General features: G+C 49.5%; 19 protein-coding genes. 2 read left to right on the plus strand and 17 right to left on the minus strand.

Annotated elements, in window-relative coordinates:
• Positions 1 to 6 precede the first annotated feature (6 nt).
• The 14 genes from HPY52_07205 to HPY52_07270 all read right to left on the minus strand — a co-directional run bounded on the left by HPY52_07205 (position 7) and on the right by HPY52_07270 (position 15,548).
• Positions 7 to 366: a hypothetical protein gene (locus HPY52_07205; protein NPV80053.1), complete on the minus strand. Its 360-nt coding sequence runs from the start codon at positions 364 to 366 to the stop codon at positions 7 to 9.
• Between the two features lie 180 nt (positions 367 to 546).
• The gene (locus tag HPY52_07210) at positions 547 to 1,938 is read right to left on the minus strand and encodes a hypothetical protein (GenBank protein ID NPV80054.1); all 1,392 of its coding nucleotides are present in this window, start codon (positions 1,936 to 1,938) and stop codon (positions 547 to 549) included.
• A gap of 33 nt (positions 1,939 to 1,971) precedes the next feature.
• Positions 1,972 to 3,720 (minus strand): family 20 glycosylhydrolase, encoded by a 1,749-nt coding sequence (locus HPY52_07215; GenBank protein ID NPV80055.1) that lies wholly within the window; start codon positions 3,718 to 3,720, stop codon positions 1,972 to 1,974.
• 222 nt (positions 3,721 to 3,942) lie between these two features.
• Positions 3,943 to 4,896, minus strand: coding sequence for a Gfo/Idh/MocA family oxidoreductase (locus HPY52_07220; GenBank protein NPV80056.1), 954 nt, complete (start codon positions 4,894 to 4,896; stop codon positions 3,943 to 3,945).
• 137 nt (positions 4,897 to 5,033) lie between these two features.
• Entirely contained in the window at positions 5,034 to 6,038 is a 1,005-nt protein-coding gene (locus tag HPY52_07225) for a hydroxyacid dehydrogenase (GenBank protein ID NPV80057.1), read from the minus strand.
• 67 nt (positions 6,039 to 6,105) lie between these two features.
• Entirely contained in the window at positions 6,106 to 7,026 is a 921-nt protein-coding gene (locus tag HPY52_07230; protein NPV80058.1) for a Gfo/Idh/MocA family oxidoreductase, read from the minus strand.
• 53 nt (positions 7,027 to 7,079) lie between these two features.
• Positions 7,080 to 8,447, minus strand: coding sequence for a mandelate racemase/muconate lactonizing enzyme family protein (locus HPY52_07235; protein ID NPV80059.1), 1,368 nt, complete (start codon positions 8,445 to 8,447; stop codon positions 7,080 to 7,082).
• Positions 8,448 to 8,462: 15 nt separating this feature from the next.
• Positions 8,463 to 9,335: a carbon-nitrogen hydrolase family protein gene (locus HPY52_07240; protein NPV80060.1), complete on the minus strand. Its 873-nt coding sequence runs from the start codon at positions 9,333 to 9,335 to the stop codon at positions 8,463 to 8,465.
• A gap of 195 nt (positions 9,336 to 9,530) precedes the next feature.
• Positions 9,531 to 10,085 carry an extracellular solute-binding protein gene (locus tag HPY52_07245; protein ID NPV80061.1) on the minus strand — a complete coding sequence of 185 codons (555 nt, stop codon included), beginning with the start codon at positions 10,083 to 10,085 and terminating at the stop codon, positions 9,531 to 9,533.
• Between the two features lie 282 nt (positions 10,086 to 10,367).
• Positions 10,368 to 11,432, minus strand: coding sequence for a hypothetical protein (locus tag HPY52_07250; GenBank protein NPV80062.1), 1,065 nt, complete (start codon positions 11,430 to 11,432; stop codon positions 10,368 to 10,370).
• Between the two features lie 45 nt (positions 11,433 to 11,477).
• Positions 11,478 to 12,518, minus strand: a complete 1,041-nt coding sequence (locus HPY52_07255) for an NAD(P)-dependent oxidoreductase (protein NPV80063.1) — start codon at positions 12,516 to 12,518, stop codon at positions 11,478 to 11,480.
• 302 nt (positions 12,519 to 12,820) lie between these two features.
• Positions 12,821 to 12,979 carry a hypothetical protein gene (locus HPY52_07260; protein NPV80064.1) on the minus strand — a complete coding sequence of 53 codons (159 nt, stop codon included), beginning with the start codon at positions 12,977 to 12,979 and terminating at the stop codon, positions 12,821 to 12,823.
• A gap of 99 nt (positions 12,980 to 13,078) precedes the next feature.
• Positions 13,079 to 14,194 carry a hypothetical protein gene (locus HPY52_07265; GenBank protein NPV80065.1) on the minus strand — a complete coding sequence of 372 codons (1,116 nt, stop codon included), beginning with the start codon at positions 14,192 to 14,194 and terminating at the stop codon, positions 13,079 to 13,081.
• 361 nt (positions 14,195 to 14,555) lie between these two features.
• A complete protein-coding gene (locus HPY52_07270; GenBank protein NPV80066.1) occupies positions 14,556 to 15,548 on the minus strand; it encodes a helix-turn-helix transcriptional regulator in 993 nt (330 codons plus the stop codon).
• A gap of 200 nt (positions 15,549 to 15,748) precedes the next feature.
• Here HPY52_07270 and HPY52_07275 point away from each other — a divergent pair, with 200 nt between their 5' ends.
• Together HPY52_07275 and HPY52_07280 are read left to right on the plus strand one after the other, a co-directional pair.
• Entirely contained in the window at positions 15,749 to 16,669 is a 921-nt protein-coding gene (locus HPY52_07275) for a sugar phosphate isomerase/epimerase (GenBank protein NPV80067.1), read from the plus strand.
• 226 nt (positions 16,670 to 16,895) lie between these two features.
• The gene (locus HPY52_07280; GenBank protein ID NPV80068.1) at positions 16,896 to 17,732 is read left to right on the plus strand and encodes an amidohydrolase family protein; all 837 of its coding nucleotides are present in this window, start codon (positions 16,896 to 16,898) and stop codon (positions 17,730 to 17,732) included.
• A 101-nt stretch (positions 17,733 to 17,833) separates the two neighbouring features.
• Here the strand turns inward: HPY52_07280 and HPY52_07285 are convergent, their stop codons facing one another.
• From HPY52_07285 to HPY52_07295, 3 genes are all read right to left on the minus strand, one after another.
• A complete protein-coding gene (locus HPY52_07285; GenBank protein ID NPV80069.1) occupies positions 17,834 to 19,738 on the minus strand; it encodes an ABC transporter substrate-binding protein in 1,905 nt (634 codons plus the stop codon).
• Between the two features lie 130 nt (positions 19,739 to 19,868).
• Positions 19,869 to 21,896, minus strand: a complete 2,028-nt coding sequence (locus HPY52_07290) for a family 20 glycosylhydrolase (protein NPV80070.1) — start codon at positions 21,894 to 21,896, stop codon at positions 19,869 to 19,871.
• A 291-nt stretch (positions 21,897 to 22,187) separates the two neighbouring features.
• The gene (locus HPY52_07295; GenBank protein ID NPV80071.1) at positions 22,188 to 24,476 is read right to left on the minus strand and encodes a hypothetical protein; all 2,289 of its coding nucleotides are present in this window, start codon (positions 24,474 to 24,476) and stop codon (positions 22,188 to 22,190) included.
• Between the last annotated feature and the right edge of the window lie 181 nt (positions 24,477 to 24,657).

Raw genomic sequence — 24,657 nt, forward strand, 5'->3', positions numbered from 1 at the left:
TGGGACCTAACATATGCGTTTCACTTTTACTGGCCGGCCTGTGCGCGTACTCTCAATAGCCGCAATACCAGCCGCTATGGTCCTGGCCCCTTCCTTGCCATCCATCTCAAGCGGCCTGTCATTCAATATGGCATCCACGAGCTCTGCTACCTCGCCGGTTACGTTGTGATTATTTATGTTTACCGGGATCGCAGCATAGCTCGGCACCTCGGGGCGGTAGGCCTGATATACATAAATCTCGCGGGCTGTATTCTCGGCGATTACAGTTCCTCTCGTCCCATAGAAGGTAGCCCTTATGGTGCAAGGCTTCCGAGCCCTTATTGAGATGCTGATAGCCCATTCTGAGCCCGATAACGCCAGTGCCAAGTTTCTTCATACCACCCCTTCTCCCCTTGATATTTCTTAGTTTTCTTAACTAATACCATAGTGATATTATTCGCTCCCAATGCTGCAAATTCCTTCAATGGCTCAGGATATTTCGAATAAAGTATCTACCTAGATTCGGGAGGCCAGTACCCGGCCTCCAGTCAGAGTTCCATCAGCAAGTCAGCCCCGGTATGCTTCCCGGAGGAGGCCCAGGCACGCATCTATCACGATGCCCGCGGTTTCGGGTACTAGCCGGCTGCTCCTTGCAAGCCTTGGTTCATACCCACCTTCGTTGAATGACCAGGGCATGGGGATATAACCCGCCGCCCCATTAGCTAAGGTCACAACCCCGGTAAACGGAAATGGGCTACCTTGTTTTATTGCAAGACCGATCTCTACGAAAGCCTCGGCAGGTATACCAGAGAGAGCTACGTCTCCAAAGGCCAAAACCTGGAATTCAAGGGTATCTGACTTCCTTTCATCCTCATCCAAAAGCAGAATCTCCCTCGCATAGACTTTCTCAACCAAGAGCGGGTCGTTGGTGAAGTCTATCCCCAGGAGTTCGCTGGCCTTCATTCCTTGATGAATCCCGAGGAGTTCCCGGGCTCGAGCGAGTTCTTCAGATGACGCAGCCCGCCTCTTTATCTCGACGGATTTCTTCCTGACCACAAGCCTCGAAACTGGAATAGGCTTCGCATTACCGAGGGTCTTCAAGACCTCGCCTGCAAGCATCCTTCCTATCCGCTTCGCCTCATCATATCCCTTAAGGCTCGCTATGGCGGCATCCGGATCAGTGGCCAAAACCTCGCTGCGCAGCTCGGAGCGGGCGGCACGTCCCACGTCAATATGGTTAATGTTACCGGAAGTTCCCATGAGATAAAGTGTCTCCGTCCCTTCCCCAATTACAGCCTCGATCTCTCTTGCCATAACCCCGGGGAAATCTGCGCTGATCATGGTGCCCCCAACTACATCCACATGGTTTGCATAGTTGACAAGGATGGCGAGAGTCTTGCCAGAAAGCGCTTTGATATGCACTGCCAGGACCCCTGGATCTGTTGGACCAGCGGCCTTTAATATGTCAGGATTCCCACGGCCCGGATTAGTACGTAAGCTCCCGTCCTTCATGACGTAACGCCTGTTAAAAACAAGCTCGGGAAGAGAACCCCTCCCGCAGGCGACCTCCGCATCCACAAGCCTCTCATTGGCGAGAACTACCACCCCCGCCAGAGATTCGATGAGATTTTCTAGATAGTCGGAGTTCACGCTCCCACTCAAAAGCCCCATTGTGACAGGCCCTGTATGAATATGTGTGGATGTCACCATTATGTTTCCTTCTGGAATGCCTGTTCCGCGGGAGGCACGAGATCTAACCTCAGCCACCTGGCCTTCCGAGAGCATGCAGAGGTCGGCCGAAACTATCGCGATCCTCTCTCCGTCGAATTCAAGCACCATGGCACGACCATGGATTCTATCCAATACCCCAGTTGCTCGTCTTACGTTGAAATAGCCGGCTAATTCCGTCCCTAGCGGGGGCGTAATATCCACCCTTGCGGAACCTGCTCGTAATCCCATATTTCCTCCCCCTTGTTTCGACAAGCTGGTTTATCAAGCCTTCCTTGTGAGGACCCACTCAAGGGGCGCCAATTCTCGAGGCCTTTGGCCTGCCCTGATGGAGTCCACGATCCCAGCAAGTTGGCTGCGTAATTCGAGGAATGCATTGCGCATCATGGTGAGATCCCGCATGAGATGTGGAACTATGAGACCTCTGACCGGACCAGGCTCGACTATCTTATCGAACTCAGCCATAGCCTCCTCTGCCGCCTGCGAAGACGGAGAACCTTGAAGCAGTGCGGCGTACTTCGCCCGAAAGTCTGAGGGCTTATCCACCGTCTCCCGGTTCCAGGACCACTCTGAGAGCGCCAGGTAGTTCCTATGGAAAGCAGGGTCGTATGCTCCATAGGGTTCAATCCCTTCAGCCCCATTCTCATATCCAAGTTTCGTCATAAGCTGGATGTTTTGGAGATAACTTTCGTTGATCATCCAAAAATAATAGCCAATCATGGGATTAACCCACCGCTTGAGCCCGAGCTCTGAACGCAGCGTACGGAAAGATTCGGGCGGTTCGAGTCCGTACCACCACCACTCAAGAACTACCTTATCCTTGAGCCCCCTCTCCTCGATCTGGCGCGCGAATTTGTCTCCAAGCACATCCATATGCCTTACTAATTGGTCATTCCACAGACAGATCTGATCGATACCCTTATCCGAAAGGTGGGACATGAGTCGCAAAAGATATTCAACTAGGAGTTCTTCACGGGTTTTGGCACTGCATTCTTTGCATTTACACCATGGATCCACCGACCGCTTAGGTTCCATGGGATCGATCCCGATCAACGGGTAGATTTCATCCATTCCCATGTGGAAGGAATGAACATCATTGGGAAGCAGGTACCTCTCAATTATCTCGTCATAGATCTTAAACATCATCTCATATGTCTTTGGTGAAGAGAGGCAGAAACCATATCCAGTAGGAAGGCTATTCTCATCCTTTGAGGATACCTCGGGGTAATGCCTTGGAATTAGGGTGTTATGGCCTAGACTGTTGAAATGCGGCCTTACAGTCACATTGTGATCCTTACCATAAGCTATGACCTCGCCAAAGAAATCCTGAGCAAACATAGTAGGAAGGTATTCCAGCGTCACATAACCTGCCTTGCTTGGCGAGTAGTAGCGGATAGTCTTGGGAGTGGCGAGATCTGGATAATTCTTTAAAGGCAGCATAAGAAATTCCGTTATCTTATTGTCATATTGGATGCACCAGCACCCATAGACTCCCACCCCGAGGAAGTTGAGTTTTATTTTGGCCATGAAATCAATAAGCTTTTTCCAATCATCTAGAGTCATGAGGTCGGGGCCCCATTTATCTTCTATGTAAAGCCCTCGATAGCGATAGTCAGGAAAATCGCGTATCTTCACCTTCGGCGCCGCAAGGTTCCCTTCTCTAAGCTCAAGAAGGTTTTCGAGAGTCTTGCAGCCATAGAAGATGCCAGCATGATCATCTCCTGAGAGGAAAACCCCTGCATCGGAGATATCAAGGAAGTAGCCTTGATCATGGCTTCCCAAAGGATAGCGGTTAAGAGCCCACCAATCCTTCGCAATACTCTCGGAAGATCTGCCAATGTAGATAGCCTTACCCTCTCCCGGGCCATCTATGATATTTACGATATTCCCGCATTTCCTGCGGATTGCCATGGCGAGTTCCTCTGCAGCCTGGGTCCCAAAGCGGCCTGCCTCTGGAGTGAGCACAAGATTTACCTGCCTACCGAACTCAAGGTACCCATCCAAAAGGTCCATACACTTCGGTTCCGGGAATAGCTTTCTGGCGATAGACTCCACCCCCAATTTCTTATGACTGCGATAATCCTGGATCTAGAGACCGAACCAGATGCGCAAGATCTCTCATGATAGTATCCTTCATATTTTGACATGGGGAGCATAGAGGGTCGATTGCCTATAAATGAGGGGAGATATGCCGGGCATCTCCCCTCATCTGATGAATATTGAAGAGACTAACAACTATATAGTCTTAGCCCTTATCATATCCACCAGCTCCATAGTTTTCACCGCGTCAGCAAAGCTGCTCGATGGCTCCTTTCCAGCCTTTACGCAGTCGATGAAATGCCGTGATTCTGCGAAGAATCCGTAATACTTATAATTCTCCCCACTACCCGCGATCTCCTTTGTATCTATGACAGTGACTTTTCCGTCCTCATAAATGAAACCCTTATCGTTGGGATTTAAAAAGGCGCTTACACCAGGAGCGTGGATCTCGAATGTATGTATCCTCGTGCCGACGTTCCAGTTCGTGAGGAGGATCCCCGATACCCCGTTTTCGAAACGCACTATGGCATTCCAGCTATTAGGCACAACATCATCATACTGGCTCTCAAGAGACGCGACCTCCATGGCATCGCTTCCGGCCATCCACCTTAGCGCATCTACAGCGTGAATGGCATCGCAACCTATGACATCTACAACGCCATCATAGTAAACAGCGGAAGATTTCTTATAGAACGTGGCAACAACCTGATTTATCTTTCCGCGTTCCTCAACATACCGTTTCCCATAGGTCATCATTGGTATATACCTTCGATTGAAGCCCACCATCGTGATACATCCATTTTCAGCGGCTATCCTCGCCATGGACTTCGCCTGAAATGTGGTTACTGCCGGCGGTTTTTCGATGAAAACATGAAGGCCTCTCTTGAGCGCGTAAATAACGATGTCAAATAGATGATGGGGAGGCATGAGAATATATACCGCATCCAGGCGCTCCCTTTCGATCATTTCCTTATAGTCTATATACCGCCTGGTAATGTTGAATCTATCCGCTGTGGCATTGAGTTTGCTCTCGACAAGATCGCATATAGCAACCATATTGACGTCCGGGAATTCAGCAAGTGATGGGTAATGCACGGAATTGGCCATAGACCCCGCGCCGATAAGCCCCACGTTGACCTTCTCCAACACAGCCTACCATCCTTTCACTGTTCATTCATGCCTGCACGCTCAATTAGGCAAACCTCAAAGGATAATCTCCATCCGGAAAAATGCGCGTCGCGGTCTTCATCATTTTGACGGTGCTGCCGCAGCCGCATGGGATTTGTCTAAGCTATATAAGATAGGCTCTCCTTCTTGACGGGATTAATGGGAGCCTCGCCTGCCACAAAACGCTCGATTTCTTCCGTTGCGTATCTTCCGAGCCTGAAGAGGCCATTGGTTACAACGCCGGCAATGTGGGGCGTTAAAATAACATTAGGAAGTGAGCGAAGGGCGCTGTCTTTTGTCGGCGGCTCAGGATCCGTAACGTCGATGCAGGCCCAGATCCTCCCCTTCTTGAGTTCGGCTATCAAGTCTTCCTCGTTTATTATCGAACCCCGTGCCGTATTGATTAGGATAGCGTTATCCTTCATTAGCCTAAGGTTATCCTTGTTCAGCATATGCCGGGTCGCAGGGATAGCTGGCGCGTGAACCGATACCACATCAGATTTCATCAGAAGTTCATCGAGCTCGACCTTCCGGGCGCCGAGTTCACGGATTTTATCCGCAGACCATATAGGATCATAAACCAGGATCTCAACTTCGAAATTCCGGAGAAGCTTGATATAATGCCTGCCTACATTGCTTGCCCCTATAACTCCTACGGTTATCTCAAAGAGCTCCCGGCAATCGTCAATGGCTGCCTGATTTTCACGCCATAGCCCCTGACGCGTAAGCGCTGAGAGCCTCCAGATGTTCTTGAGCGAGGTAATTGTGAGACCAAGGGCCGTTTCCGCAACCCCGATCGCGATCGCGGGGGAGCCGCTGGTCACAATGATATTCCTCTCCCAGACGGCATCTGAGACAATACCCTTTACGGTGCCTGCGGCATGCACGACCAGCCTGAGATCTGGAGCCTTGTCAAGGATCTCCGCTGTAAGCATCGGGCATCCCCATGATGTAATACACGCTGAAGCCCCCTCAAGGACCTGCTCCACGTCAGCTGATGTGGGGTTCTCATCTTTGGAATTGATGACAACATCAGCCACCTGCCGAAGCCTTTCGAGATACTCTTCCTTGAAGAGCTTCTTAGTTAAAGCATGGCTCTGCAGCAGTGCAATCCTGGGTTTCATTGACATCTCCCCTTCCAAGGCGTCTCCCAAATTGCTGATACTCTGTCTTCATTCGGGAGCGCTAGAACTAGTACTGTCCCTTCCATTTATTTATCCTGTACTGATTTGTATAAGCCTTCCCATCGAAACCATCATCATAAGGAAGTTCATCCAAATAGACAGCCATTCCCGTTTTCCGCGCCCTTTGGGCCGCAAGCTGTATCTTCACGGCTTCCAGGAGTTGCTCTAAGGGGAGGGGAGCCTCACCTTTGCAGAGCATTTCATGGAAGCGCTCGATGATGGCATCATATATTTTAGAACTGTCCACAGTAATAGCCTTCAGTCCTTTAGAAGTGGAGACTATTAAAAACCACTCATGGACTGGGGCCGAAAGCTGATAGACCACCATGGTGCCGTCGGAATATCTAGCTTCGAATAATTCGCTCTGGCCTCTGGATCCGAGGTGTTGAACGTATCTGACCCCAGTGCCTAGAACTCCTTGGAACATCTCTACCGTATGGATGCCATAGCTGAAGAAGTCACCTGGGCCGCTCGCGAAAGCGCAAGAAACATCCCCAAACTCCTTCATTTGAGATTTGAGGGTTGCTACCTCCCTGGCGAACCTCAGGCTGGAACCCCCCATGATTGGAACATCGGGATGTTTCCTGTGAAGCGCGAGGAGTCTGTCTATATCGCGGAGCTTGCCAACCATTGGTTTGTCAATCAAGACAGGCTTCTTGGCCTCTACAAAGGGTATGGCTTTATCGACATGTACATCCCAGTCCACCCCGTGAATGATTGCCGCGTCCACCAATGGCGCCATATCGGGAAGCGAATCGACTACGGTTTCTATCCCGTTTTTCTGAGCAAATTCCTCCACATAGCTTCTAGGGTTCACTGCACCAGAATCCCATACCGCTACCACCTTCATATCACCATAGGCATTGATCTTTGGCACCCAGGCGACAGGATGTGAAGTATCAAGGTCTACTACCCCTATCTTAAACATGCTATGCCCTCCAAGCTACGTAATTATTATGAAAATCGATCACCCCAGAGTACCTACGAGGCGACGATGGTCTCTCCATATCCGAGTCCGAGCCCCCCAATGCTTCCAGTCATGACACGACCTTGTCTTACTGTAAATACATCCAAATGGGCTTCTTGGATTTCCTTATCGGCCCAGGGAATATATTGGCGGGAATTATACTCTACACCCATGATTGGATTTATCCGTGCAGCGAGCCCTACAGACTGGATGAGGGAAAAGCCAGGATTCGTAAGATCCTGAACTGAATAGGACTTGCCCTCCTGTTCGCATTTCGCCATGCACAAGAGCGTGAATGAATGACCTTTACACGTTTTGAGGGCTAAGCCAGACCATCCTAGTCCGAGAGCCACGTCAACAGCATGGAGAGTCGTTACTCCCTCATCCGCCAGGACAGGCTTGATGGCTGCGAGAGGTCGCATATCAAAACGGTGGGCCTCAAGATCGCGCTCCGTTGGCTGTTCTACATAGAGGAGAGCGTCAAAGGCTTCCTTCTTCTCGGCTTTGAGCTTTTTGAGAAGCTCAACCATATATTCCGGGCTATCGCACATCTCATTCGTATCCACGGAAAAATAGAATTCCGGGTTGCCCATATAGCCCGCATTCTCCATGACCACATCCGCTACCTCGATGATACGCCGAGTATCCCAATCGAGGTCATTACCCTTTAGCTTTATCTTGAAGCAGAAGATGCCATCCCGCCTGATCCACTCATCGAGGCTCACGGGTAGCCCATCCTTCGGGTCCGAATCCGTGATATCCTCCTTCCGGAGTTTATCCTTGCCCCCTACAAGGTGAAACACAGGAAGGCTAGTTGTGTAGTTCTTACGAATGTAGTCCGAAATATATTTACCCCGGTAATCAGATCCCAGATATGCGCTGAGGTCATGTTCCATAAACTCTGGACCATAGGCATCATAAGAGGAGACTCCATTCGCTGCCCCGAATGCATCATGAAGCGCGGCATCAACGGGAGCCATACAAAGCTTGGCCGCAAGCTGTGGGATGGGCTCTCCAAGGTCGAGCTCTTTCTCAACTTCCCGGGATATCCTTTCGAGTTCCCCTACAGTATCCATGTAAATGTCAACTGGATGAGCGTAAGTCCGGTATTCCGAGATCAGCCTCGCATATTTTCGGCCGATCTCCCGCATGGCGGTGTCCTTTTTCTCATGCGTTATATGGGGTGTAGGAAACCCCCAGAGGTCGCTCAAAAGGACATTTCCAAGGCCTATGGCCCTCTTACCTTTCCTATTTTCAACTTCTAATCTAACCGTGAAGGAGGTGACGCTTTTTATGACCCCTGCCCCAAAGGCGAGCGGTACTCTAAAAATCTCATCTTTAAAATCACAATTGGCCTCAATCGGCCTTATATCCGAGAGCACCAACCTCATCCCCATTCAACGCGAAGTCTTGGCGATTACACCATAGGTCTCAGGTCGCCTATCTCTTAGCATCTCAACCTTGAAATCCTGCCAGCCCGCCTTTGTGAAGGAATGCTTGATCACGGGCAGGTCCAGGTCAACCGTGGTTGTGGCTATCCCCTGTGTCCGGCCGGCTTCCACCAAGATCATCCCGTCAGGCCCTATAACCCCACTCCTTCCTACCATCATCCCTGGGCGCCAGCCTTCACCAGGACGCCGACCGAAGCAACACGACACAATGTAGACAGCGTTATCGATGGCCCTAGAACGGAGTGTGATATCCCAGACCTCATCCCCCCATCCCGATTGGACGTGGGGCCAGAAGATGATCTCGGCTCCATTCAAGGCAAGACATCTTGCGCTCTCGGGGAAGCTATTATCATGGCATATCATAACTCCGAGTTTCGCGAAACCAAGATCAAAAACAGGCCAGCTGTCTCCTGGCAATATCCCGCGATCACGCTCTCCTCGTGTACAATGCACCTTGAAATAGCGGCCGACTATCTTTCCTTCCTTTGATATCACCCAGGCAACATTCCTAAGCGTCTCCCCATAGAGTCCGACCACAGGGGCAATCATACTTACACCCAATCGACGAGCCAGTCCGCAGAGCGTCTTTGCAAGCCCCCCTTCCTCAGGCTCAGCAAACCTAACAAATTCATCTGAGGTTTCCGCTACACCAACCACCTGAAAGACCTCGGGAAGGCAAACTATATCGGATCCCCTGCCTGCGGCCTCCTCTATCATCTCAAAAGCGACTCTCACATTATAGTCGCGTTTCTCTTCCAGGGAGCCTTCCCCGTGATAGTCGGGAAGCTGGATTGCACTGATGGTGATTCTTCTGCTCATGAACTCTCCTCCCTTCCGGTGCCCTTATATAGACATAATCAGCTCCTGGATAAAGTCCCTCTCATTCTGGTCTAGCCACTCAAGAGGCGGCCTTACACATTTTAACCTATCCCAATAAGCTCCAGTGAGTGTAACCGTAGAACCCATTTTGACCGGCTGCTCCCCCAAATAAGCAAATTTACAGCTTAAGCCCGGTTAGGGCGATGCCCTCCACAAAGTAACGCTGGAGAACCAGGTAGGTAGATTCTTTGCATCTGCCCCTGCTTTAGCGATGTGGGCCTTATTGTAGGTAGGGATATGGATATTTTGAAGTATGGGAAGAACATAGAGTTCCCCTTTCCATTTTAGAGCACCCAGAGCTTTGAAATCCTTAAGATCCTCCTGAGTCATGTATTTATCTAATGGTACAAGAGCGCCTATGTCTGCATATGTCGGGAAGATGTCCTCGTTCAGGTACGCCACATCCGGAGCAGATTTAGAAGCTATGGCAGTCATCATCCGCTCTGCTCTAGCTTCCCAGGGGAAGAACTCAATTTTCACGGCAATATCAGGGTTTTCTTTTTCAAATTTTTGGATTATGGGACCAAAGAACTCGGCCATGTCGTCCTGAAAGATCGGAAACGCCCACATGGTCACAGTCACCTTAGCTGAAGCCCCTACTCCCCAAAGAGAAAGTATAAACAACATGGATAAAAGACAAAAGAGAAGTCTAGTGAATTTTGGCCTCATGGTATATATCTTCCTCCTCACCCGAACTTTAGGTTATTCTAATAGAAACTTTGCCCATCTAAGTCCCGGTATCTAATGGAATAAATAGGAGAGCATTTCCCACCCCCTCCGGTCCCGTAGGTATAGACTTCCATGATAAGTTAGGGTCCCACCATCTATGCATCTATAGATGACCAAGCTCAAATCAAAATATGAGCTGATCTTGCGCGGCGCGCCCGGCAACCGAGTGATGACACAGCTGGGTTACCTTTCAACTCTGGACTTGGCAATCTATAGCAGTAGCATCGATATGGCTACACTCCATTAAAGCCACTTCCTCAGAAAAGCAAGTCCGGTATCATACCTGATCTCATGGCCACCCTCATGGAGGTCTATCAGGATCCTTTCCGATAGTCCTAATCTCTCGTAATGGCCCTTGGCTTCCTTAAATTCCTCCAGCACAAATGGCCACCACGAAACCCCATCGGCTTTGCCCGTCTGGATAAGCAAGGGCCTGGGGCAGATAAGAGAAACAAGATCACTATCACTAAATTCCCGGAGCCAGCCTGGGATGAAGGCGTGTTCCTCTTCGGTTGAAAGGAAACAGCTATACCTTGGATCATCAATAATCATCTTCGTTAGGCGATGGTTGAAGAAGGCGCAGATTATCCCCACCTTAATCCTCGCCTCGAGAGGAAGTGTAAGTAGCGTATAAGCCCCTCCGAGACTTATCCCCCACATCCCTATACGCTGTTGATCCACCTCTGGCAAATTGGATACATAGTCAATAAGCCGCCTCAGCTTTGAGACCTCGAGACCAAACAAGGTCTTACCCAGCAAAAGAGCCATCCTAGTATACCTAGCTCTGGGCTTGATCCCAGATATATTCAAAGGTGCCAAAACTGCATAACCATCCCTAGCCAATCTATAACCGAAGCCGTGATAGGCGGTTTCGAGGAAACCAAACACATTCTCCGGAGAGGATAGTATCCCATGCTGCGAGATAACTAGCGGGAAAGGAGCCTTACCCCCCTTGGGCAGGGCCAAAACGGCCCTACATCGAAGACTACCGCTAAATCTTATGGAAACCCAGCGGGCAATTACCTTATCGTCTTCCAGAAAAGGCTCATCCTTAACTTCAAAGTCACCCTCCGGACGGAATTCGCCTAGAGCTTCCTGCCATCGCTTCCGGTTCGGTTCTACTGAAGTAAGGAATCGCTCAAGAGATGTATAATCCCTTAACCACAGGCTCCTTTGTCTTTCGGGATAACCCGCTATACAAAGCTCCCTAAGGTAATCTTCAGTCTCACGACGCTGAAGACTCTGTGTATCCTCGATAGTACGCCTGATAAAATCTTCAGAGAGTTCCTTGATATTACTGTATTCCATGGCCCTCGCCCCTCTCGCTATCAGGAAATGCCCACCCAACCTTTACTATAGGTCAACTACAGCAGCGTCGGCCCGCCCCTCCTCTATGTCGGCCGCTGTCTGGATCATCCTAGCGATATCCCACTTAGGCTGGTACCCGATCCAGCTTTTGGCCTTACTAATATCAAGATCAAACACCCACCTGACGGGGACACGCCATTGGAGCACCTCCTGACCCTTTATACGGGCCAGAATCTCCGCTGCCTCTGGATACGTGATCGGGCGCGGGGCTGCTGCATTAAAGGCCTCCCCCACAGCGGCAGGGCTTTCAAGAGCACATATCAGCCCGTGCGCCGCGTCACTCGCATGGATAAGCTGATAAATCCATGGCCTGCCTTCCATATCAGTTATGGCACATGGTTGTTGAGGCGAGGACGCGGCCCTCTCGAGTTCATGCCATAACTCTGTCCCGTCTGGCATATAAAGGGCACTCTTAGTGTGTTGCTGACCTATCTTTAAAATGGTTGAAACGAAACCCACTGTCCACCGGCTAAGAACCGCTGTACCCGAGACAATCCCCGACGGGCGAATCATACTCACCCTCATGCCAGTCTCACGGCTGAGAGCCTGGACGACCGCCTCTCCAGCTAATTTGGAGGCTGCATAGGTGCCTATCGGCCTTGTTGGATGAAGCTCATCCACGGGATTGTATGCTGTGGCTAAAATCTGGGAGTCATTCGGATAGACACTTGATGAGCTTGTATATACAAAACGCTGTAACTTATCAGCATGACGGGATGCTGCATAGGCAATGTTATAGGTGGCTTGCACATTGTTAGCAAAGAACTCCGACTGCGACATCCCTGGCAATGGCCCTACAAGGTTGGCAGTATGGATTATTGCGTCGACGCCTTCTGCAACCTTGATGGCTGTATCCACGTCCATCAGGTTCCCCTCAACAACCTCAATGCCAAGCCCGTCAATACGCTTGCGATTAGGGTCTTCCGGCAATATAAGACCTCGCACTTCATAATTCTTCTCAAGCAATTGACGAACCAAGCGACTGCCGACCTGCCCTGCCGCACCTGTCACTAGAACTTTGGCCATAAGCGATCCTCTCCAATCATGTTACCCTGGCGTATTTTCTGATAGTCCTCTCTGGGCATTACGGTAACTGGCTTCATGGATCAGATCATTGCTTCCTTGGTTTGCCCCGACAGTGATGCCTTAATTCGACTTAATAAGTAATCCTATAGCAATTCTAAAGTTCCCTATTCAGGGACATTTCCCTTTGGACTATTGTGATATAGATTTGCATAATTGTGCTGAAGACATCTTATATTCTGCAGGTAACGCTCTCCATTTGATCATCTTTTGGATCTATCACATCTGCGGGCTTTTGTCTCATTTTATGGGCTGCGGGAGCCAACCCTTGGTACCTTGTCGCGAGTCTCTATCGGGCCACCGATGCCCTTGTATACTGCAGCGTTCTCTGCAGCCCCCTCCCATAACCCCAGGAGGTGCTCTTTGCCATCCATGCCCATGCCAGGTGCAATGGCCTTTAGCACATCTCCCTTGGGCTCCTCACCGCGCTTTCCTTCAGTGTTATACCAAAGTCCGTACAGTGAGCCCCAGTAGGTTGATATGAATCCAGTCCCCAAATAAAGCTATTTTCCAATAGGATAACGCCCACGTTCTTTGACATAAGCAACAAGATCAACTAGGGTATCTGGTGAAACGCCCGGATATGTCTCTCCGCCGATGGCAAACTCATAGCCTCCCCTGGGGGCAGCAACCTTAATGGCGTGATCAATCTTGTCTTTGGCCGCACCGTCAAGCCCATTATAAAGGTCCCTACAGTTTAATCCGCCATGGATGACCGTCTTACCTTTCATATGCCTGACCGCAACATCAATATCGCTAAATCCGCCTATGTCCATCATGTCTACCTTCAGATCCTGTGTAATCATCTGAAAGAGGTGATCGGAGGGGCCGTCTGTATGGAGATAGCGTCCCTCCTTTCCATAGATCTCGTACAGCTTCCTGTCGTAAGGAAGTACCATCTTGCGGTACATCTCTGGAGAAATGAAGCATGCATTATCATTCGCAAGCCCCAGATGCGTGGTCCTAACCCCGGAACGCCTGTCTGCATAGTCTATAAGCTTACAAAAGGCCGTAAACATCTTCTGAAGAAGCCTATCCATGGCCTCCGGTTCCGTGTAAAGATAGGTATAAACCATAGCAGGATTCATTATGGCACAGGCTGCGGAGAGGGGTGGATGAATGGTCAGACGGGCATGCTCCTGCACAGGCACTTTCGCGCCTATTTTACGGGCCAGGGCTTTGAATTCCTCAAACCTGTCGTAGTACCATCTTACCTTTGGTACATCCTCAGGATCAGGGATCTCAAGGGCATCTATGTCACTTACATCGTTAAGGATGTGCACGATTCGGGGAGAGGTATCATCCGGATACTCAATAGGGCACTCGAAATATATCCCCTCTGCAACGGGACCAAGGTCATAGGTAAGCACGTAATTAGTCCTGTCATCCTTGTGATTCTCAAGCCTCCATTCAAATCCCTTGATCTGCACCTCTATCGAGACTTCAAGATCGGTATAGTAATCGCGTATGTTATAACCGAAGAGTCTACTCCAATAGCTGCCGTATTCGCTGATGTTTATTGGTACCCTATCAGGCTCCCTGAAGCTGAACGCTATCTGTTTGCGCCTTTCCGCCTCCTCCAGGTGTCTCATATATTTATCCAAGGCAAACTGGAACATTTCTTTTGCCCCCTATGCTACTCAACATCTGAACTTCTTATTGGCGAAGATAGAACGCAACACCGGGTCTTGAACATTCTGACGTAAATAACGCAACGCAGGCTAGGCCATCGATGGGGACGTTCCTTATGACGCGATAATTCCCTTTCTTTTCACCTTCCACTAGAACTGGGTAATCTGTCATCTTACCTACCATGTAGTATTGCCAATCAATATCCCCGGCCAGGGCTTTCATTAATGTGACGGAGTCATTCTCGACCTTATCGCGGACTATCCTATCAATGTTAGGTAACTGATTTCCGATGAATTTCTCTCCGCTCCGCGATTTTCTTTTGGATTATTGTGAGATAAATTTTTTGCACTATTGTGTTAAACAAATGGATGAATCCCGTAATGTTTCCTGAATAGAGCGACGCCTCGAACCTTCCCTGTATTCCACAGGCGATAAGCCCTCGACCTTCTTGAATACCCTGGTGAAGTATTGCGGGCTCTTGTAGCCAACACGGGTGGCTATAGACCCTATAGACAGGTCGCCTTCCCGCAGAAGATGTCTGGCATGCTCAATACGAATAAGCGTGAGGTATTCTATGGGTGAATACCCCATGCATACCTGGAAAATCCGCGAGAGATAACTTGGACTTACGAAAACCTCCTTTGCGATCTTCTTCCGGTCCAGGTCCTCAAAGTAGTGCCGCTCTATATAACATTTCGCCTTTGATGCGATCTCCTGAAGGCGTGGATCAAAGAAGCTTATCGTCTGTATTCTATTTCCAGACATCAAGCTCTCAGGACGAGCTTGCAAAATCCGAAAGACCCTTATCACTAGGTTGAGGAGAGATAGCATTACCTCAGCCTTCCAACCATCCCTAGCATTGGCTATCTCCTCCAACACATGAGAAACGATCCGGGACAACCCCTGCTTGTCATGGATAGTTCCGCTGATTCCCTTCAAAACCGGGAATACGTCGGCAGTGACGGAGAAATCGAATTTGACATCAAAGACATGACAGCTTAACCTGGGTCCCTGCCTGAATTCGTGGTAGATCCCCGGCTCTACTAATACGAGGTCCCTGGGCCTGAGAAAAAAGACCCGATCTTTATTGAAACGCAGCTCGGTGCCGCCATCAATTACATAGAATATCTGCCAATGATCATGCGCATGAGACTCAAGAATACAATGAGGTTGCCACTCTACCTCAAGAAGATCTATGATATGTACCTTGAAGATCGCGGGCAATACCTCTGAAAATCTCCTCATTACCCGCTGGTTTAAAGAAGGTGTAGCTGTTGAAGGCGATCCGGATTCCTTACAGGATTCCCCGAGCATGAAAATCACCTCTACGAGCGATGCCATCGTTTTCCACCTGTAATTCTGATATCCTCCCACGGCTGAAGCCTATAGGCTTTTCCATACGGGTTTCGCAATGTCTTTGGCCGGATTCTGGATTGGGTCTAGCACGAGATCATGGCAGGAACTTACGAGAACTTGTTGTATAGATCAAGTATAGCCTGCGCTGCCAAAATTGTGAACTAGTAAAGAGGTGGGACTATAATATGCAATTGGCCATAATTGGCGATGAAATCAGCCAAGACCCTGATGAGGTATTGTCCGCGATGATCCAAACAGGGATCCGCTATCTGGAGATTCGAATGATCGAAGGGCATAATGTCCTCGATCTTTCTGATGACAAGCTTCTGAGTCTTAGAAGATTGCTTGAACGCTCCGGGATTGAGGTCTGCGCGATCGCCGCTCCACTCTTTAAAACGCCACTAGAAGGAGACCATGGGGTGGCCGATGGAGCTAACCCAGATCCCTTTATGATAGCGGAGGGCGGCTTTTCACGCCACCTAGAGCTTCTAGAAAAGGCGGTCTGGATTGCAAGACTATTCAACACCAGGTTGATCAGGTGCTTCAGCTTCATGGGAACGAAACCTTACAATGATGTTTTGCCTCAGATCGTCCAGCATCTTTCCGAAGCTGCTCGGAAAGCCGAGGAGGCAGATGTAGTTCTATGCATTGAGAATGAACCATCCTGCTATGCCAGGACATCAGGGCAGATTCGCGAGCTTTTGGCGCAGATTCCTTCCGCGCATATCGCAGCTCTCTGGGACCCAGGCAATGCATATTACGTTGGCGAGAAGGATTTAATGAAGGGCTTCCACAATATACGGGAGCGAGTTGCTCATATTCATCTTAAAGACATTATACTGCGGGACGATACCTCATCATCAGAAGATCATATATCAGGATCAGCGGATATAACTAAGCAAGGTAGCCAAGGAGGAACTTGTGAATTTACGGTTGTAGGAAGAGGGATTCTTGACTATCCTGGTCAGATTGCCATGTGGCGCAATTCGGGCTACACTGGTTTCCTAAGCCTTGAGCCCCATCTCTCCATAGGAAAAGGTTCTATATCGGGAGCTATCCAGTCTATCCAATCGGTTCAGGCAATGCTCCGTCCGTCCCAACGTTAGCTTTTCACCACGTGGCAGCCCGCAAAGGCTGACCTATATTCGGTGAGACCGTTGATTTCTCCCACTTTGTAGCAATGTAGCGCGGTGAAACTCCGGAAAACGGCCCCAGTGCAAGACCAAACTGGTAACTGCTGGGGAAGATAAACAGTCTCTTCACCTACTTACCCTGTGCTTGAGACCCGAAACCGAATCGAAATCTTGAATGATTGGGAGGGCTGCAAGTGCCATGCCATATACAATAATCGACTGCCACCACCATATGACAGTTGCACCGAAATACGTCGAGAATTTGCTAACCGAATGCGACCACTTAAATATTGAGAAGGTCTGTTTAATCGCCCCCATGGTAGACAATGGAAACGAGCTGCTGAGAAAGGAAATCTTGAAGTATTCCGATAGGCTCTGCGGATTTGCGCTCATAAATTGGAGTAATGACAGCCCTGCGACCATAGAACGATACAAAGAACAAGGATTCACAGGCCTTAAATTCATCAATCCTCCTGCTAATTATAATGACCAGAAGTGGTATCCAATTTACGAAAAAGCTGAAGAACTGAAGATGCCAGGGCTTTTTCACCTGGGGATTGTAAGTCGATCTTCCGGTATCGGCGACTATCAAGGTCCCGCCACGTCGGAATCGGCTCGTCACCGAACGTACGTGGATTGCAATATGATGCGTCCCATTTATCTTGATACGATTGCCCGGGCATTCCCCACATGGCAAATCATCGGGGCACATTTGGGCAATCCATGGTATGAAGAGGCGGCCATGGCCTGCAGGTGGAACCCAAATCTTTACTTCGATCTGTCAGGCTCTACATTGAAGGCAAAGTCTGCGGAATTCATCGGTGACTTGTTATGGTGGACCCCATTCACCAGATATAAGGACCCCGAAGGAAGATATGCATGGGAGAAGATCGTCTTCGGAAGCGATGTATCATTCTTTGAAATTCGTGACGTCCTGAATGATTATGAGCAAGTGATGAGGCGGCTAAATATACCACATGAACTGCAAGTGAAAGTCTTTGGTGATACTGCAAGAAAGATCCTGGGTCTTGGTTGAATGAATCAGCAACTTAACCTGGCCGGTTTTGTGCATGATGTCGATGATTATCTAAGACACCATACTGCAAAACCAGCCAGGCTATCGGGATTTATGCTTATCTACCGTTGTTTGATAAAGAATTGCTCAGGATTTAAATAGCCTGGGCTAGAGAATCCATAGCCCAAACTAGCCTTACGTGGGACATTCTTGAAATTCTTTTTAACAACCACTGGCACATTATACCCGCCAAGTATTGGAATAACATACATATTCTTGGCCCATAGTTTGCATATATCCTCAAGTAATTTCTCTCTTTCTTTTGAATCATTGCAAACCAAGATCTTGTTGTAGTCATCTAGGATTCGTAGCGCATCCCCCGTGAGCTTCTCTCCCTCCTTGCCACCACTGCTATACCATGTAGCCCAGAGGGGCCCCATGTACGCATGGAGACCAGGGACAAGGCTTATTGCGGCCAAATCAAAGATGAAGTAATCTGTCCCAAATTCCGTTGTATATCCTAAGAATTGATAGTTATTTGCCTGGACGCGTGGCCACCATAACGAACCCGATATGGCATCCACGGCTGTTCTGATGCCAATAGCTTCCCAATACTTCTGGACCGTCTGCATTACATCAATGTGAATTGAATAACCTAAATTCACTAAAATTGTCAACGTCAGCGGTTTACCATCTGGACGAAGCCTGAAACCATCTTTGTCTCGCTTGCTGAGCCCTATTTCATCAAGAAGCTTATTAGCTTCCTTCGGATTATACTCATAGAACTTGCGTATCTCAGGGTCATTCCCTACAGAAGCCATAGGGAACATCGTATATACTGGGGTCGCCTGGCCAAGGTAGTGCAGCTCATTGATCTCATCGCGATTAATGGCCAGAGAAAGCGCTCGCTTGAATTTCGGGTCTCTCATTAGGTCAAGTAATACATTGTCACCAGGTAGAGTATGGTTCGGGAATATGGCACTTCCTCCCTCGCCGCCATTCCAAAGATAGACATCGTAGCCTCCTTTGTCTCTATTCTCCATGAGTAGCGGGTAGTCTGAAAGCGACAAGTTTCTCCCCTGCATGTCAATTTCTCCTGAGACAGCTCGCATCGCAATCATCTGAATGTCTTGCACTATATCCCATGCTACCCTGTCTATATAAGGCAATTGATTACCCTTGGTATCAACCTTCCAGTAATAAGGATTCCTTTCTGCGATTAATCTGGTGGCAGTAGGACTTGATCTAAGGATCCAGGGCCTCAAAGTTGGCACATCCGGGTTGGTGAAGCATTGGGCTCTCTCAGCAAATAGCTGGAACCAATTATCGAATTTCGCTGCCTTGACCTTGGCGTCAAGTTGAGCTTTCGGAGCATACTTGGGGTGGAATTGCTTCAAATAATGACGTGGGTAATCAAAAAGCCCCACCCCACGGTAACCTGCGAGATATTCCGGGAATAGTGGATAAGGATCAGAAAAGCTGAAGCGGACAGTATATGCGTCGAGTTTTTCGAATTTCATGGGTTTCCCATTCGTCTGCAACCAGTCTGGAAAGACCGGCGTCAATTCCTTGTTGCAGAGGACATCCGTATACCAAAACTCAATGTCATCGGCAGTAAAAGGTTCGCCGTCTGACCATTTCATGCCTTTCCTCAGGTGGAACGTGAAAGTCCTTCCCCCGTTACCTACATCCCAAGACTTGCAAACGTTCGGGATCACTTTCTTGCCTTCCCTATCCCATCTTACCAAAGGCTCATATCCTATGCGAAAGTGCAGTGTCGTATCTGTCGGGCTTAATGCTGCCATGCGCCATGTCCCACCATATTGGCCCACTTCATCTACGGGGGTAATAATCATCGGATCATCGGGGAGCCTTTTCTCTACAGGGGGAAGCTTCCCCTGTTTTACCAGATTCGCGAGCATAGGGGCTTCATTATACTTCCCCGCTGCCAAAACAGATGGGGAAACGCCAATGACAACTGATAACAGAGTAGACAGAAAGCCTATCCATAATTTCTTGGAAAGCATTTTCCATCGTACCTCCTTGCATATCAGAAAATCCTCCTACGAAATCCCCTGTCTCATAGCAGTCGGATTCAAAAGCAGCCACCGACACCCTCACCTTCACCGACATCTGTCATACATACAGGTTGATAGATTAACGCAAACGACCTATCGCACGAAGCAGTGCAATCTTCACCGTTCCCCCGGGGAGCGCGGAATAGCATATTTCCCGGATCTGTACATCAGGGCGAGGATTCCACCATTCATAGGCATATACAGTGACTTCCCTAGCACCCCCTTTCTCGGACCCCACCTCCAGCTTTTCCGGCGTCGTAAAATATGCCAGCGACTCTAGCCAGTCCGGAATCCTGTAATTGGGCAGCTTCTCATCGGGTTCCCGTTTCCAACTTAGATTCCATGCACCGATATTGATTCCATATACCAAGCCTATCTTTTCATAAGCTCCGTCCTCATACGTAACCAGGACCTCCCCGATTACATTGTCGCTGAGATCGGGCTTGCTATAGCTTGGGACAAATGGTATCACGGCGTCACAGGTGTGGATGAGGACTAGCGACTCAAGATGCGCCATTACGGGTATTACGTATCGAGCGCCTCCTTCAATCACAGCTTGGCAGCTTAGACCAGATGTCTCCCCCCACGGGAGAGGCAGCGAAGGTTCCCCGCCTAACCCTACCCCATTCTTGTCTTCTATTGGTAGGTGACTAGGTCTCTTTACTTGACCAGATAATTGATTGCGAATCCCTGGCATCAGTTGGATGATCTCACGCGAGATGTCTTCCCAATCAGTATCCTTTACATCGTCTCTCCAGAGCATATTCGTAGAATAGAGCAGGCTGAATATCTTGCCATCGCGACCGAGCGTAAATTCATCAGCGGCACACCAAGTCGAAAGCTCAGCCCCGAGGACGTTTGCCCTAGCCCCACGCCATTCCCAGCCCCTGAACTCTGGTCCATAGAAATTGCCAAAGATCTCTTGGAATCCATATGCTTCGAAGTAGTCCTGCGTCTCGGGGGTTAAAGACCAATACCAATCCAATATAAGGATATCTTTTGGGAGCATATCAATTGCCGGGTAGGTCTCGGGCATAATCCATTCGTTCCCATGCACTTCATCCCTAACTACTCGCTTCACCCCGCCGTATAGAACCCCATTGCCCCCGACAAAGTTCATGAGCTTTTCTCCCCACATGGCTGTTTTGATACCCCTTGATGCAAGATAATCGTGGATCTTTTTCACGTCCATCGCGAAAAGCTCAGCGCCTGCCTTCCCTTTGCATCTGGGGCAAAGCCCGAGGGAGTATACTTCATCATGTCCAATATGCACAATTTTAGGTTCAAATACCTCTATTACTTCATCCATGAGGTCAAAAAGAAGTTCATAGGTTAGCGGATTGGAGGGGCAATAGGTATCCGGGTAAGGATCCTCTTGCCTTTCTGCAAGTTCCTTATGAGCCTGAAGCATCCAATAGGCATGCCCGAGGCTCTGAATCTCGGGAATCACATCAAGGCAATTCTCTCGCGCTCGTTCTAGAAGCTCTCTTACCTCACTTTTTTCAAGAAATCCCCCATCACCCAGTTCAGCGTGGACGGAATTCTTCCAATAGCCTTGGGAGGCTTGGAGGCCATCCTGACCGCCAGGAAAACTGTTAGCCTCCCTGGCGAATTCCTTCCATGCTTCATTTATTTCCGGGTGTCGATCAAAGCGCATACCTGCCCCAACTTCGATGAACACTGTGTTGTACTTATATCGTCCCAAAAAGTCCAAAAGACGATAGAAATACGGCAGGTGTTCCCTTCCAGGCATGTAAATATGTACACCCCTAATAGGCTTGTATGGCCAGTCCTCAATGAACACACCGGGGATTTCTACCTTACCATCATGGGCTATCGCAAGCTGAAAAAGGGTCACCATCCCATAGAACCATCCCCGAGTGGTATCTGCTTTGATCTGGATATATCCAGGTCTGACATCTATAGAATAATGTTCTGCACCTATAGATGCAGGCCAACTCCCGCTCGCGCTGCCGCGGCTCAATCTCTCGAAAACTATGTAAGGCCCCTTCTCATACACATTGCCGCTATCGCCGATCTCTACATTAATGCCAAACCGCTCGGAAGCATCTTCCTTGAAGCGCAGCAAAAGATGTCGGATATCCACAGCCTCGGTCCGGGCGAGGAGCCGACACCCGGACGTATCATGAGGGAATAACTTGGCCAGAGCAATGCTTCATACGGCATAAGTAATCCGCAAATCGAACACTATTAATGGCCCCTTGGAATACCGGGCGGGGTAGGTACCCCGCCCTCTTCTATCAAAATCCGCCGACTACACTGATAGCACTGCTTCTGCCCTCAGAGCTGTTTAGCCACCAGTGACAGAGCTTGGGCTGGAGGGGGAGCCCAAGGTGTCGTGACCTGCTTACCGTAGCTTCCTTGGAGCTTAGGCTAGTCAACCAGGCATTTGCATTCCTTCGACTTCGGTCGAGGGTAATTGACTTTCAGCCACTATCACTTCATAGGTCTCAAGCTCAGGAAGAATTACCCGGACCTTGTTTTCTTCTTTGAGGAGTTCGAGGTCTTCGTTCCTTCTCAAGGCACGGACTGCCCTTGGGAAAGGAGCGGAAAATCGGATTTCAATGCCCCTTATGGGTAGCAAATCCCTTATAGGTCGCTGCATATCCCCGGTATTGTTTACTAAATGGATGAGAATACGTTCCCCCCGATTATGCGGACTACCTAACCGCTGTCTTCGGACCTCGACCTCCACGGTAGGGGGCGCCAATACGCTTATGGGGGGCTCACTGCCGTATGCCCATTTAACGCTATCTACGAACCATTGCTCATGTTCCCGTATTTTATATCTCGTATAGGCATCCGCAAGGAGGTGTGGGAAATAGACGACCCTACCCCTTCCAATTTCCCTGACAACCACGGCCGGATAGACCGATTCCCCCTTCAGAGCCGAATAAAGCCTGCCGGTTGGGTTCATGAAAATGCATGGCACATCCACCGCATCCGGAAGCGCCCTTACCTTAAGACAGTAAAGAGGCCTGGGCAGAAGCGCCCCTTCTGCAAATGAGGCCGCCGCCCCGTGATGTGCCTTCACCTTGACATACTCCTCAAATGCCGCCGGCACCATGGCACCTTCTATGGCCGAGATCCCGAGGAACTCCGACATGGAGTGGCTTTCCTCTAGCTCCCCGTCCTCATTGTAGCGGCCCGTCTCAAAGCTAGCTACAAGGCCCCCTCCCCGCTCCACGAACCGCCTTATGGCCGACACTTGCTCTTCGCTGAGGCATGCGGAGTTAGGAAGGATCAAAACCTTATAGCGATCTAAGTGTTCATCATCAAGCTGCCCATCCAGGATCACGTCATATGGAATATGAGCCCTTGTCAGCATGTAACAGCTACCCCAAAAGGACCTCCCCTGTATCTCATCGCAGAGTGCCTTGCGTTTCTTCCAATCTATCGCCTTTCCCGCTCCGACATCGGCGATGAGATCCTGTTCCTTTCCGGACCCACCCTCCAGGTAGAGCCCTTCTTCCTTTGATAGATAAAATGCCGAACTCTGCGACGAAAAAAGAACTGCCGCCTCAGCAGCTGACTCTGTAGCGGTATAGTAGTCCTCATTTCGCTCCAAAAATCCAAAGAGATCTCGAATCGGCGCCAGGGCCGCCTCCCTGCTGTGGTCGAGCGCATAATCAAAGACCGCAAACCATGGATTGGCGCCGTTGGCGACTGTCTGTGCTATGGAAATGCGCGTCTCAGCGTCGGGAAGAGGAACATAATGCCATGACCCAAGGGCATGATGGCTAAAGACCACCGCCGGCTTTTCACCCGCCATAAGATGTTTCGCAGTGATAGCCCATGGAATCAAAACCTGATCAAAGGGTCCTGGGTGGAAAAACGATTCTGCACCGTTGAAATGCTGGTATCGCCCCACCTTTTCAATGTTTCTCGCCACACGCCAGCTCCCGGCATGCCAACTTCCTGCGTTGAGAAATACCACGCCTTCAGGATTTCCTTCCCTGACCGCTTTTTCGGCGCCCTTCAAGAAATCTGCCATGGAGTCTTCCCGAAACCTTATGAACTCCTTCCAGAGAGGGCTGCCCCAATCCTCTGAGGCCGGTATCTCTTTCCCTGTCCTTTCCGCAAATCTGGCTCTACACGCATCGCAGTAGCAGCAGCCGGGGAAGATCACTGGACCATCTAGAAAAACGCCGTCGATCCCCGTCTTCATTGCCTCACGTATCAAAAGGTATGCCCAATCCCGCCAGGGGCTATTTACGCAAAACGTTGTGCCGGATCCATAAAGAGGCACAACCTCACCATAGCTTTTCCCGTCTGCCATCCGCTGTTGCCACTCGGGGTGCCTGGTCCCGAAATCATAGGAGTACCAGTGCATATTAAGATAAGCCAAAACCTTTATTCCATATTTCCTTGCAAATGGTAGATATGATCGAAGAAGATCCCAATCCTCAAGTCCCGGGTACTTCTCGAAGAAGGGGGTATTGAACGTGACCTGATATCCTAAACCTGGTGCTATCCCGGGGGTTCCTATTATCCATTCACAGTTCACATGCCATTCTTCCTTTTTGGATCTAGCCAGAATATCAAGATCAGCCTCACGCATTCTGTGAAGCTCAGGACCATAATCAAGTCTCATCATCCTCACGGGACGTTCCCACCACTTCATCTCTATCCCCACCTTCTCAGCCTCTGGCACTTCATCGTTCATATGCAATTCATATATATCCCTGAATGTCAGTTGCCGACAACATATTGAAGATATCAGCGACTCAACCAAAATATTTTCCCATATGATTCTCCATTTCCTCCATCCTCTCCTGCGAAGTTTCCAGCAAACCGATAACCAGTATTAGACGCAGGATATGAGACCTCGCATAATATCTCGGATC

The organism is Bacillota bacterium, from assembly GCA_013178415.1.
Taxonomy (GTDB): Bacteria; Bacillota; SHA-98; order Ch115; family Ch115; genus Ch115.

Bases quoted from the DNA above. Each gene is read 5' to 3' on its own strand.
- HPY52_07210 (NPV80054.1), bottom strand. From the start codon at position 1,938: ATGGGATTACGAGCAGGTTCCGCAAGGGTGGATATTACGCCCCCGCTA.
- HPY52_07215 (NPV80055.1), bottom strand. From the start codon at position 3,720: ATGGACCTTTTGGATGGGTACCTTGAGTTCGGTAGGCAGGTAAATCTT.
- HPY52_07225 (NPV80057.1), bottom strand. From the start codon at position 6,038: ATGAAACCCAGGATTGCACTGCTGCAGAGCCATGCTTTAACTAAGAAG.
- HPY52_07230 (NPV80058.1), bottom strand. From the start codon at position 7,026: ATGTTTAAGATAGGGGTAGTAGACCTTGATACTTCACATCCTGTCGCC.
- HPY52_07240 (NPV80060.1), bottom strand. From the start codon at position 9,335: ATGAGCAGAAGAATCACCATCAGTGCAATCCAGCTTCCCGACTATCAC.
- HPY52_07250 (NPV80062.1), bottom strand. From the start codon at position 11,432: ATGGAATACAGTAATATCAAGGAACTCTCTGAAGATTTTATCAGGCGT.
- HPY52_07255 (NPV80063.1), bottom strand. From the start codon at position 12,518: ATGGCCAAAGTTCTAGTGACAGGTGCGGCAGGGCAGGTCGGCAGTCGC.
- HPY52_07265 (NPV80065.1), bottom strand. From the start codon at position 14,194: ATGTTCCAGTTTGCCTTGGATAAATATATGAGACACCTGGAGGAGGCG.
- HPY52_07270 (NPV80066.1), bottom strand. From the start codon at position 15,548: ATGGCATCGCTCGTAGAGGTGATTTTCATGCTCGGGGAATCCTGTAAG.
- HPY52_07275 (NPV80067.1), top strand. From the start codon at position 15,749: ATGCAATTGGCCATAATTGGCGATGAAATCAGCCAAGACCCTGATGAG.
- HPY52_07280 (NPV80068.1), top strand. From the start codon at position 16,896: ATGCCATATACAATAATCGACTGCCACCACCATATGACAGTTGCACCG.
- HPY52_07285 (NPV80069.1), bottom strand. From the start codon at position 19,738: ATGCTTTCCAAGAAATTATGGATAGGCTTTCTGTCTACTCTGTTATCA.
- HPY52_07295 (NPV80071.1), bottom strand. From the start codon at position 24,476: ATGAACGATGAAGTGCCAGAGGCTGAGAAGGTGGGGATAGAGATGAAG.